Source organism: Pseudomonas sp. KCJK9000, from assembly GCF_046230725.1.
Taxonomy (GTDB): domain Bacteria; phylum Pseudomonadota; class Gammaproteobacteria; order Pseudomonadales; family Pseudomonadaceae; genus Aquipseudomonas; species Aquipseudomonas promysalinigenes.
Genome location: NZ_JBJJLN010000008.1, coordinates 135,989 through 147,109, shown reverse-complemented (window position 1 = coordinate 147,109; position 11,121 = coordinate 135,989). Strand labels below are relative to the sequence as shown.

At 62.6% G+C, this 11,121-nt stretch carries 10 protein-coding genes; 3 read left to right on the top strand and 7 right to left on the bottom strand.

Annotated features, from left to right (window positions below; genetic code table 11):
- Positions 1–100: 100 nt before the first annotated feature.
- The 3 genes from ACK59H_RS06365 to ACK59H_RS06355 all read left to right on the top strand — a co-directional run bounded on the left by ACK59H_RS06365 (position 101) and on the right by ACK59H_RS06355 (position 3,373).
- Positions 101–583, top strand: a complete 483-nt coding sequence (locus tag ACK59H_RS06365) for a VOC family protein (protein WP_409264324.1) — start codon at positions 101–103, stop codon at positions 581–583.
- Positions 584–618: 35 nt separating this feature from the next.
- Positions 619–2,421 carry a gamma-glutamyltransferase gene (gene ggt, locus ACK59H_RS06360; protein WP_409264323.1) on the top strand — a complete coding sequence of 601 codons (1,803 nt, stop codon included), beginning with the start codon at positions 619–621 and terminating at the stop codon, positions 2,419–2,421.
- Between the two features lie 70 nt (positions 2,422–2,491).
- Positions 2,492–3,373 (top strand): LysR substrate-binding domain-containing protein, encoded by an 882-nt coding sequence (locus ACK59H_RS06355; protein ID WP_060477140.1) that lies wholly within the window; start codon positions 2,492–2,494, stop codon positions 3,371–3,373.
- Positions 3,374–3,455: 82 nt separating this feature from the next.
- Here the strand turns inward: ACK59H_RS06355 and dctM are convergent, their stop codons facing one another.
- The 7 genes from dctM to ACK59H_RS06320 form a co-directional block, all read right to left on the bottom strand.
- Entirely contained in the window at positions 3,456–4,739 is a 1,284-nt protein-coding gene (dctM, locus tag ACK59H_RS06350; RefSeq protein WP_060476995.1) for a C4-dicarboxylate TRAP transporter large permease protein DctM, read from the bottom strand.
- Complete coding sequence (locus ACK59H_RS06345) at positions 4,739–5,371, bottom strand: TRAP transporter small permease (protein ID WP_409264322.1); 633 nt, start codon at positions 5,369–5,371, stop codon at positions 4,739–4,741. The genes dctM and ACK59H_RS06345 overlap by 1 nt, the downstream gene beginning before the upstream one ends.
- A 57-nt stretch (positions 5,372–5,428) precedes the next feature.
- Entirely contained in the window at positions 5,429–6,427 is a 999-nt protein-coding gene (locus tag ACK59H_RS06340) for a TRAP transporter substrate-binding protein (protein WP_186477922.1), read from the bottom strand.
- A 118-nt stretch (positions 6,428–6,545) separates the two neighbouring features.
- The gene (locus tag ACK59H_RS06335) at positions 6,546–7,364 is read right to left on the bottom strand and encodes a CoA ester lyase (RefSeq protein WP_060476998.1); all 819 of its coding nucleotides are present in this window, start codon (positions 7,362–7,364) and stop codon (positions 6,546–6,548) included.
- Positions 7,361–8,560 (bottom strand): CaiB/BaiF CoA transferase family protein, encoded by a 1,200-nt coding sequence (locus ACK59H_RS06330; RefSeq protein ID WP_409264321.1) that lies wholly within the window; start codon positions 8,558–8,560, stop codon positions 7,361–7,363. Before ACK59H_RS06330 ends, ACK59H_RS06335 begins: the two co-directional genes overlap by 4 nt.
- Positions 8,561–8,578: 18 nt before the next feature.
- Entirely contained in the window at positions 8,579–9,928 is a 1,350-nt protein-coding gene (locus ACK59H_RS06325) for an MmgE/PrpD family protein (protein ID WP_261743524.1), read from the bottom strand.
- A 10-nt stretch (positions 9,929–9,938) separates the two neighbouring features.
- Positions 9,939–11,102 carry an acyl-CoA dehydrogenase family protein gene (locus ACK59H_RS06320; RefSeq protein ID WP_060477001.1) on the bottom strand — a complete coding sequence of 388 codons (1,164 nt, stop codon included), beginning with the start codon at positions 11,100–11,102 and terminating at the stop codon, positions 9,939–9,941.
- Positions 11,103–11,121 lie beyond the last annotated feature (19 nt).

The following is an 11,121-nucleotide window of genomic DNA, read 5'->3' as shown; positions in this document are numbered from 1 at the left end:
GGTATCGGATTTTTCGACCCCAACCCTGAACTCAAATGCTTAAGTGAACAGCATTAACAGACCAGACTCAGGGTTTTCCAAAGTGCAATGGAGCGCTGTCATGATTGCCAAAAACACGATCTGCCTGTGGTTCGACAAGCATGCCGAAGAAGCGGCAAACTTCTACGCCAGTACGTTTCCAAACAGCCAAGTCGTGGCCGTGCATCATGCGCCTGGCGACTTTCCAGCGGGCAAGGCCGGTGAGGTGATCACCGTCGAGTTCACCGTGATGGGTATACCTTGTGTAGGGCTTAACGGCGGTACGGCGTTCAGGCACAGCGAGGCGTTTTCGTTTCAGGTCTGCACCGAGGACCAAGCCGAAACCGATCGGTTCTGGCAGGCCATCGTCAGTAACGGCGGCAGTGAGAGCGTGTGTGGCTGGTGCAAGGACAAGTGGGGTATCGCCTGGCAGATCACCCCGCGCGTTCTGCTGCAAGCGATCACCAGCCCCGATAAGGCCGCAGCCAAGCGCGCGTTCGAGGCGATGATGAACATGGGCAAAATCGATGTGGCGACGATCGAAGCTGCGCTCAAAGCGCATTGAACCCAGTTGGCTGACACATGAAAGGATGCGAGCCGATGTACCGTAGTGCCTTGTTAGTGCAGCGCCTGCTCACTGTCATTTGCCTCGCAGCGTGCAGTGGCGGCACCTGGGCCGACCAAGTGCTGGCCACCCCGCCGGAGCTTGAGTCCGGTTACCGCAGCGGCCTGCAGCCGGTGCGTGCCAGTCGGCACATGGTGGCGGCCGCCAACCCTTTGGCCAGCGAGGCCGGGCGAGCGATGCTGCGGGCCGGTGGCAGTGCCATCGATGCGGCCATTGCCATGCAAATGGTGCTGACCCTGGTCGAGCCACAGTCCAGTGGCATAGGCGGCGGCGGCTTCATCCTGTACTGGGATGGCCAGCGTGTGCAGGCTTACGACGGCCGCGAAACTGCACCGGCTGGGGTGACCGAACGCCTGTTCCTGCAAGCCGACGGCTCGCCCATGGCCTTTCGCGCAGCGCAAATTGGCGGGCGCTCGGTGGGTGTGCCGGGTGTACTGCGGGCTTTGAAACTGGCCCACGATCAGCATGGCAACCTGCCGTGGAAGGACCTGTTCGCGCCGGCCATTGCCTTGGCGCGCGAAGGCTTCACCGTTTCCCCGCGCCTGCACACGCTCATTGCCGGTGACCCGTCGATTGCCCGCTCGCCGGCCATGGCGGCTTACTTTCTGGACCGTGAAGGCAAGCCCTTGGCCGTTGGCACGCGGTTGCGCAACCCGGCCCTGGCCCGAACTTTCCAGCGCATTGCACAGCAGGGAGTCGAGGCTTTCTACAGCGGTGAGATTGCCCAAGCCATGGTGGCGCAGGTGCGTCAGCACGCCAATGCCGGGATGCTATCCCTCGAAGACCTGCAGGGTTATCAGGCCAAGGAGCGCCAGCCGCTGTGCGGCGCTTACAAGGCCTGGAACATTTGCGGCATGCCGCCGCCATCATCGGGTGGGGTAACCGTATTACAGACCTTGGGTATTTTGCAGGCGCTACAGCTGACTTCGGCGCAGCACGACCTGGCCAATTTGCCGCCGCACAAAGTTGACTCGGTGGCTGGCCTGGAGCCGGCGCCGCAAGCCGTGCACCTGATTGCCGAAGCCGAGCGCCTGGCCTACGCCGATCGAGCCCTGTACCTGGCCGACAGCGATTATGTGCCAGTGCCGGTCAGCGCGTTGCTAGCCCCGGCCTACCTCGCCGCGCGCAGCCAGGGGGTGGGCGAGTTCAGCATGAAGCACGCGCGCCCAGGTACCCCACCTGGCGTCCATCTGGCATTGGCCCCAGACCGCTCGCCACTGCGCATTTCTACATCGCATCTGTCTGCGGTCGATGACAGTGGCCAGGCGCTGGCCATGACCACATCGGTGGAATCGGCCTTCGGATCGCACCTGATGGTCGGCGGCTTCATGCTGAACAACCAACTCACCGACTTTTCCTTCCTGCCGGCCGAGAACGGTAAACCCGTGGCCAACCGTGTACAGCCGGGCAAGCGCCCGCTGTCGGCGATGGCGCCAACGCTGGTCTTCGCCCGCGACTCCGGCGAGCTGCTGGCAAGCCTTGGTTCGCCAGGTGGTTCGCAGATCATCGGCTATGTGAACAAGGCGCTGATCGGCTTGCTGGACTGGCGGCTCGATCCTCAGCAAGCGGCCAATCTGCCCAATTTCGGCAGCCGCAACGCCGGCACCGAGGTGGAGGCAGGGCTGACCAGTGCGGCCTTGATCCGCCAGCTGGCTGCCTGGGGCCACGAGGTGACGCCATTGACCATGACCAGCGGCATGCAGATCATCCAGCGAACGACCAACGGCTGGGCGGGTGGGGCTGACCCGCGCCGCGAAGGGGTGGCGCTGGGGGATTAGACATCTGCGTTGCCGGGCTACTGGAGGCATGGTAGAACTCAACCATGCCATTGATTTGTTGAATACCCCGATGTCCATCAGCGTCAAATCCAATAGCTCCCTGTTCGACCTCGACCTGCTGCGTGCCGTGGTAGTGGTGGCCGACTGCGGCAGCTTCACCACCGCCGCCGCGCGCCTGCATTCGACCCAATCGACGATCAGCCAGAAAGTTCGCCGCCTGGAAGATATGGTCGGCCACCGCCTGTTGGTACGCGGTAACCGCGACGTATTGCCCACCGATGCCGGCCAGACCCTGCTCGGTTATGCCCGACACATGCTGGCGTTGAACGATCAGATGCTGCAAGCCCTGGCCGGGGCGATGGTTGGGGTCACGGTACGTCTGGGGGTGCCTGAGGACTTCGTCGGTGGGCGCACCACCAATGCGCTGTCAGCCTTCAGCCGCCAGCACCCGCAGGTCAAACTCGAGGTCACCAGCGGGCTGTGCCGTGACCTTAGCCAGGCCTACGATAATGGTGAGCTGGACCTGGTTCTGCTCAAGCAACGGCGCAACAGCCGCGAGGGTGTGGCCTGCTGGCCGGAGCGCTTGCAATGGATCGACAGTGCGCGCGTCCCCGCATTCGAGCTGGACCCGGTCCCGTTGGTGACCTTCCCACCGCGTGGCCTGTACCGCGAGGACATGATCAATGCCATCGAAGGCATGGGCCGGCGCTGGCGGATCAGCTTCACCAGTTCAAGCCTCAGTGGTATCCAGGCTGCGGTGGCCGACGGCATGGGCATCAGCCTGTTGCCGCCGCGCGCAGCAACAGGCGAGCACCGGGTACTGGGCCCTGAACAAGGGCTGCCAGAGGTCGACAGCTATGAAATCGTCATCGTGCACAAGCCCACCGCAGACAGGATGGTCAAGGACCTGGCGGGGGTGATGAGCCAATTGCTGGCCGCAGGAGGGATCTGACGTAGCCCTAGGGGTGTATCGAGCAGGCAAACGCACTTGCAACAGTCGATACACCCCGTGACTCAACCTTTGAAACCGAGGTTCATGGCATACCCAGCCATTCCGGCAGGGCCAGCGAGATGAACGGCACATAGGTCACCAGCACCAGGAACAGCAGCAGGATCATCAGCCAAGGCAGGGCCGCGCGTATCGTCTGCCCTAACGTCAGCCCGGTCACCGCCGAGGTGACGAACAGGTTCAGCCCTACCGGTGGGTGAACCAGGCCAATCTCCATGTTCACCACCATCACGATGCCCAGGTGAATCGGATCGATGCCCAGCTTCATCGCGATCGGGAAGAAGATCGGCGCCAGGATCAGGATGATCGCCGACGGCTCCATGAAACTGCCGGCCACCAGCAGCACGATGTTGACCATGATCAGGAAGCCGATGGGCGTTAGCCCTTCGGACATCACCCACTGGGTGATTTGCTGGGGAATCTGTTCGGTGGTCAGCACATGGGCGAACAGCATGGCGTTGGCGATGATGAACAGCAGCATGATGGTCAGTCGGCCCGACTCCAGCAAAACTTTCGGGCAGTCCTTGATGCGCATGTCCTTGTACACGAACAGCGCGATGAACGCCGAATACACCGCCGCCACTGCTGCCGCTTCGGTGGGGGTGAACATACCGCTGTAGATACCGCCGAGGATGATCACCAGCAACAGCAGGCCCCAGAACGCGCGGCGAGCGCAGGTCAGCCACTGGGCAAAGCTGGCACGCGGTTGTGCTGGGAGCTTCTTGATGCGCGCGACGATATAGATGGTCACCATCAGCGCCAGCCCCAGCAGAATGCCCGGTATCACACCTGCCATGAACAGCTTGCCCACTGACGTCTCGGTGGCGGCCGAGTAGACCACCATGACGATCGAAGGTGGAATCAGGATGCCAAGGGTACCTGCGTTACAGATGATGCCTGCGCCAAACTCACGCGGGTAACCCGAACGCACCATGCCGGCAACGGCGATCGAGCCCACGGCCGCTACCGTGGCAGGTGACGAACCTGACAACGCGGCGAACAGCATGCAGGCCAGCACCGCTGCAATGGCCAGGCCACCACGAATGTGCCCGACGCAGGCGTTGGCAAAATCGATCAGCCGTTGCGCCACGCCACCGGTGGTCATGAACGCGCCTGACAACAGGAAGAACGGAATGGCCAGAAAGGTGTAGCTGTCGGAGGTCTCGAACAACTTGATCGCCAGCGAGCTCAGCGAGTCTTGGCTGAACATCAGGATAGAGAGCGCACCCGAGAGGCCCAGTGAAATGGCGATCGGCACCCCGAGGAACATGAACAGGAACAGCAACAGAAACAGGCAGATTACCGTCATCAGTGGTGCTCCTCACCCGGATTGGCCAGTTTGCTCGCTTCGGCGGCCTCGTCAGCCAGGCCCAGGCCAGACTGGCGGTGGGTGAATAGGCGGTAGAGGATCTCCAGGTAGCGGATGATCACCAGGATGAAGCCAAACGGCACGATCAGCGCGATGTGGCCGATCTTGATGCCATAGCGATCCAGGTCCTCGGCGCCGATCCCCGCCACCAGTACCGCGCTCACCCAGCGGATGCTCGCCACCAGGAAAAGCCCGGCGTAGGCCAGGCAGCAGGCACAGGCGATCATTGCCAGCACCCGTTGCACTGGTTTGGGCGTGCGCCGCACCAGCACATCCACGCCCAAGTGCCCTGCGGTACGCACGCCGTAGGCGATGCCGAAGAATATCAACCAGCCGAACAGCGCTTTGGTCAGGGCGATGCTCCAGGTCATTTCCTGGGCGTAGCCCATCAGGTGGTCACCGATGCCCAGCAGTAAATCGCTGGCGAAGGCCCAGTGGTCACTGAGCGTGTAGAACAGGGTGTAAAGGTTGTTGAGCGCCACGTAAGTGAATGTCACCAAGGTCATGGCGGCCAGGAGAAAGGCGATCATGCCTTCCTCGAAGTGCTCCCAGACTCGCCTGAGCGATTGCATAGGATTCTCCAGACAGAAAAGACAGGCCACCCGTATGCGGGTGGCCAGGGCAGCACGTCAGGACGCTTTGTTGGAGGCCTCAGCGGCCTTGATCAGGTCAGCACCGATCTGGTCGGAGAACATTTTCCAGACCGGACGCATCGCTTCACGCCATTGTTCCCGTTGCTCGGGCGTCAGCACGTCGATTTCGCTGGTCTTGGCGTCGACGATCTTCTGACGGGCCTGTTGGTTGAGGGCTTCGGCCTGTTTGTTCACCTCGACGGTGACTTTGTCCATGATCGCCTGCAGTTCACTGCGCACATCCTCTGGCAGGCCGCTCCAGAACTTGGCGTTGGTGATCACCATGTAGTCGATCAGGCCGTGGTCGGTTTCGGTGAAGAACTTCTGCACCTCATTGACCTTCTGGCTTTCATAGTTGGACCAAGTGTTTTCGGTGCCATTGACCGTGCCGGTCTGCAGGCCCTGGTAGACCTCGGCGAAGCTCATCTTGCGAGGGTTGGCGCGAATGGCCTTGAATTGCTCTTCCAGCACACTGGAAGCCTGGACGCGGAATTTGAGCCCGCGAGCGTCCTTGGGTAGCAACACTTTCTTGTTGGCCGACAGTTGCTTGAGCCCGTTGTGCCAATAGGCAAGGCCGTGAATACCTTTGTCTTCCATCGAAGTCAGCAGTGCCTTGCCCTGTGGGCCTTGCTGAAAGCGATCGACAGCGGCCAGATCGTCGAACAGGAACGGCAGGTCGAAGATCTGTACCTGCTTGTTGTAGTGCTCGAACTTGGCCAACGATGGCGCCAGCATCTGTACGTCGCCCAGCAACAGCGCTTCCATCTCCTTGCCATCACCGAACAGTGATGAGTTGGGGTAGACCTCGACTTTGACCTTGTCCTTGAGCTGAGGATCGGCAGCGACCAGTTTCTGGAACATCAATGCCCCTTGGCCTTTTGGCGTACTGTCAGCCACGACGTGGGCGAACTTGATGACGATGGGGTCAGCGGCCTGGGCCAGGCTCGCCAGGGACACTGCAGCGGCGCACAGCAGCGCCTGGGTCAGTTTCAACATCGATGTCACCTCTGATTTATTGTTGTAGGAGGGTTGAACATAAAGATGGAGCATGAGCCAGCGTGTGGAGAATCAGCTTTTGTGTAAGGCTGCATTCAGGTTAGCTGAACGCACTCGCTTAGCCCGTGGTTAAGTCCAGTAAGCGCTGCGCACGCAACAACACAGGGGCGTCGACCATCTGCCCGTCCAGCTGAAACGCCCCGGCGCCATTGGCCGCAGCACTGGCTGCCACCACCCGCCGTGCCCATGCCAATTGTTCGGCGCTGGGCGCGAGCGCGGCGTGAATCACTGGGATCTGCCTGGGGTGGATGCATAGCGCGCCTGCGTAGCCCAGGTCATGGGCGCGACGCATCGCTCGGTGCAGCCCTTGGTCATCGGCTATGCCCGGGAATACACCGTCGAGCGGCGGCTGCAAGCCAGCCGCCCGCGAGTGCAGTTGCACGGCCATGCGTGCCTGGTCCAGAAAAGACTGGGCAGCTTCGCTGTCTGTGTTCAGGCCCAAATCCAGTGCCAGGTCGAGGCTGCCGAACGACAGCCGCTCGACACCTTCGGCGCTTGCGATCTGCGCCAAGGCCAGCCACCCCTTGGCAGTTTCGATGATCGGCCAGACAGGCTTGCCACTGTGCCAGGCGACCGCGACCTGCGTGGCATTTTCAACCTTAGGCAGCAGCACGCCGACGACCCCCGGCTGTTGCGCACAGAATGCAAGGTCGGGCGCATGCTCCTGGTGTTGCGGGGCATTAACCCTGACCCACACCGACGCGCTCGGGTTAGCGTGGAGGAATGCCGCCAGGTGCTGACGCGCTTGTTGCTTGAGCGGCTCCTCAACGGCGTCCTCAAAGTCGACGATCACCGCATCGGCGCCGGCAGCCAGGGCCTTGGCGAAGCGCTCGGGGCGGCTGCCGGGTACGAACAAGGCAGAGCGTACCGTTTTCATACGACGCCTCCTGCTGCCAGGTTGGCCTGCTGGTCTGCCGTGAAGCCCAGTTCCTCGAGGATGCCCTGGGTGTGTTGGCCCAGGGCCGGCACCGCGTCCATGCGCGGGGCGAATGCGGCATTGCGCCCTGGAGGCAGCAGCGCAGGTAATTCGCCAGCTGGGCTGTCCACTGAACGCCAGCTATCACGGGCCTTAAGCTGCGGATGCTGCCATACACCATGCATGTCGTTGACCCGGGCGTTGGCGATCTGCGCCTGCTCCAGCCGCGCGACTACTTCGTCCAGGGACAAACTGGCGAAGCCATCGACGATGATCTGGCGCAGCACCTCGCGGTTTTCTGAGCGTCGAAAGTTGGCGCTGAAGCGATCATCGTTGGCCAGCGCTGGGTCCAGCAGGACCTTCTCGCAAAACAGCGCCCACTCCCGCTCGTTCTGCAGGCCGAGCATGATCGTGCCGCCACCCCCCGTGGGGAATGGCCCGTACGGGTAGATGGTGGAGTGCGCCGCCCCGGCACGCGCAGGCGGCGGCGCGCCGTTGTAGGCGTAGTACATCGGGTAGCCCATCCATTCCACCAGGCTTTCCAGCATCGACACGTCGATGTTGCTGCCAAGGCCGGTCTTATCGCGCAGCAGCAGGGCGGAAAGCACGCCGGTATAGGCATACATACCGGCAGCGATATCGGCGATCGAACAGCCGGCTTTGGCCATTTCTTCATCGCCAGGGCCGCCGGTCACCGACACGAAGCCACCCTCGCTCTGGATCAGCAGGTCGTAGGCTTTCTTCTTTTCATAGGGGCCGCCTGCGCCATACCCGGAGATATCGCACACAATCAACCGCGGATAGCGCTGGTGCAGGCTCTGGAACGAGAGGCCCATGCGTGCGGCGGCGCCGGGTGCGAGGTTTTGCACCAGTACGTCGGCTTTGGCCAGCAGTGCCTCAAGAATGCCGCTGGCGGCAGGTTGCTTGAGGTCCAGGGTGAGGCTTTCCTTGGAGCGGTTGGTCCACACGAAGTGCGAGGCCAGGCCATCGACGCGCTGGTCGTAACCCCGGGCAAAATCACCACTGCCGGGGCGTTCGATCTTGATCACACGGGCACCCAAATCGGCCAGTTGGCGGGTGCAGAAGGGCGCTGCGATGGCATGTTCCAGGCTGATAACGGTGATGCCGTCCAGCGGGCGGGGTGCGGTTTGAGTCATGGGGTCACCTGTTCATCATCAGTACAGCGCGGCCAGCGAGGGCGCATCGCGCAGTTGCCAGACCTGCTCGATCAGGGCCTGGCCCTGGGCCGGGCTACGGGCGCCGGAATAGGCCAGCAGGCGCTGGAACTTGGCTTCCAGCTCCGGTCGCGAAAGGGTGTTGCCGGGGTCGCCCTTGGGCTGGTCGATGGCCGCGCTCAGGCGCCGGCCATCGTTGCAGGTGACCTCCACGCGTCCCAGCCAGCGCGCCGGGTAGGCGGCATCCACTTCAGCGTCCAGTTGCATTTCGACCTTGTCGCGCAGGCTGGCGACGTGCGGGTCGGTCAGTGCCAGGTCGCGGAACTCCAGAAGCTGGGCACTGCCATGCACGGCGATCAGGCCAAGCACCGTGCCCATGGAAAACTTGGCCTGGTGCACGGTGCTCGGCACGCTGACTCGGCCCAGCACATCAAGGGCGCCCTGGTGCACGCGGGTGACCACCTTGGCGATGTGCTCGTGGCTCAGGCCTTCGCGCTGCATCAAGTGCAGCAGCGCGTCAGCGGCGGGATGGGTGTGGCGGCAGGAAGCATGGAATTTGAAGGAGGTTTCCGCCAGTGCCCAGCGTGTGCCCAGCCGGTCGCTGAGGCGAGCCGGGTCAGCGTCGCTGGACATGCCGGCAGCAAGGCCCTGGTCACCTTCGAGAATATTGCGTGCGCCGCTCAGCCCATCGGCAGTCAGGTAAGCGGCCAGCAGGCCATCGGCGGCGGCCTTGGCGGTGTGCAACTGCTTGGAGTCGGCCGCATCGCGCAGAAACTCCCAAAGCCCCGCAGCCTGGGTGCCGGCAGTGCCCAGCAGGTTGATGAACTGCTCTTTGTCAAAGCCCAGCAGTTTGCCGACGCCCACCGCTGCTGCCAGCGTGCCGACGGTGGCGGTGGTGTGGAAAACCCGGTAATGCGAGCGGCCGAGGAATTCACCGATACGAATGCCCGCTTCGTAACCGGCCACGGCCGCCAGCAACAAGGCCTTGCCTGACTTGCCCAGGTCTTGGGCTGCCGCCAGGACGGCCGAGAACACCACGGTTGCCGGGTGCAGCACCGAGCTGTTATGCAGGTCGTCCTGTTCCACCAGGTGCGAGGCGGCGCCGTTGACCAGCGCGGCAAAGTAGGGTGAAGAGCTGCGCCCACTGGTCAGCACCCGAGCCCGGCCCTCGGCGGGGCCCATGCGCTGGGCATAGCGCTCGAACAGCGGAATCGGGTGCGCGCCCTGGCTGGCCAGGGCCGAGCCGAGCCAATCGAGGAACAGGTCTTCGGTACGGTCCAATACCGGGCTGGGGATCTGGGCGTAGTGCAGGTCGGCAAGGAAGCCCGCCAATGCGTGTGTATGCTGCATGAACAGGCCCTCAGAAACTACGCGGCAGCTCGAGCAGATGCTCGGCCACGTACGACAGGATCAGGTTGGTAGAGATCGGCGCCACTTGGTACAGGCGGGTTTCGCGGAACTTGCGCTCCACATCGTATTCGCAGGCAAAGCCGAAGCCGCCGTGGGTCTGCAGGCAGGCATTGGCCGCCTCCCACGAAGCTTTGGCGGCCAGGTACTTGGCCATGTTCGCACTGGCCCCGGCGTTCTGCCCGCTGTCGTATTCGGCGCAGGCGCGCCAGCGCATCAGGTCCGCTGCCTCAAGCTCGATGTAGGCTTCGGCGATGGGAAACTGCACGCCTTGGTTCTGCCCGATCGGGCGGCCGAACACTACCCGGTCGCGGGCATAGGCGCTGGCTTTTTCGATGAACCAGCGGCCATCGCCGATGCACTCGGCAGCGATCAGTGTGCGCTCTGCGTTAAGGCCATCGAGGATGTAGCGAAAGCCTTGGCCTTCTTCGCCGATCAGGCTGCTGACAGGCAGCTCCAGGTTGTCGAAGAACAGCTCGTTGGTTTCATGGTTGACCATGTTGGCGATCGGCTGCACTGTCAGGCCGTTTCCGATGGCCTGGCGCAAGTCGACCAGGAAAATCGACATGCCTTCGGATTTTTTCTTCACCTCAGGCAGGGGCGTGGTGCGCGCCAGTAGAATCATCAGGTCTGAGTGTTGAACCCGCGAAATCCAGACCTTCTGGCCATTGATCAGGTACTTGTCACCTTGGCGCACGGCCGTGGTCTTGATCTTGGTGGTGTCGGTCCCGGTGGTCGGTTCCGTCACGCCCATCGACTGCAGCCGCAGCTCACCGCTGGCGAGCTTGGGCAGGTAGTGGCGCTTTTGTTCCTCGCTGCCATGGCGCAGCAGGGTGAACATATTGTACATCTGCCCGTGCACCGTACCGGAGTTGCCGCCGCAGGCGTTGACCTCTTCAAGAATCACCGAGGCCTCCGCCAACCCCAGCCCTGAGCCCCCATACGCCTCGGGGATCATCGCCGACAGCCAGCCAGCGTCGGTCATGGCTTTGACGAACGCTTGCGGGAAGGCTTTTTGTTCATCGATCTTGCGCCAGTAGCTGGCGTCGAACTCGGCGCACAAGGCGCGCACGCCCTCGCGGATGGCGTTCAGGTCATCGCTGTCGTACGTATGCATGCGGGGATTCCCAGTCAGG

Coding starts and splice junctions, on each gene's coding strand:
- dctM (WP_060476995.1), bottom strand. CDS start 4,739: ATGACGGTAATCTGCCTGTTTCTGTTGCTGTTCCTGTTCATGTTCCTC.
- ACK59H_RS06320 (WP_060477001.1), bottom strand. CDS start 11,102: ATGCATACGTACGACAGCGATGACCTGAACGCCATCCGCGAGGGCGTG.
- ACK59H_RS06325 (WP_261743524.1), bottom strand. CDS start 9,928: ATGCAGCATACACACGCATTGGCGGGCTTCCTTGCCGACCTGCACTAC.
- ACK59H_RS06355 (WP_060477140.1), top strand. CDS start 2,492: ATGTCCATCAGCGTCAAATCCAATAGCTCCCTGTTCGACCTCGACCTG.
- ggt (WP_409264323.1), top strand. CDS start 619: ATGTACCGTAGTGCCTTGTTAGTGCAGCGCCTGCTCACTGTCATTTGC.
- ACK59H_RS06365 (WP_409264324.1), top strand. CDS start 101: ATGATTGCCAAAAACACGATCTGCCTGTGGTTCGACAAGCATGCCGAA.
- ACK59H_RS06330 (WP_409264321.1), bottom strand. CDS start 8,560: ATGACTCAAACCGCACCCCGCCCGCTGGACGGCATCACCGTTATCAGC.
- ACK59H_RS06345 (WP_409264322.1), bottom strand. CDS start 5,371: ATGCAATCGCTCAGGCGAGTCTGGGAGCACTTCGAGGAAGGCATGATC.
- ACK59H_RS06340 (WP_186477922.1), bottom strand. CDS start 6,427: ATGTTGAAACTGACCCAGGCGCTGCTGTGCGCCGCTGCAGTGTCCCTG.
- ACK59H_RS06335 (WP_060476998.1), bottom strand. CDS start 7,364: ATGAAAACGGTACGCTCTGCCTTGTTCGTACCCGGCAGCCGCCCCGAG.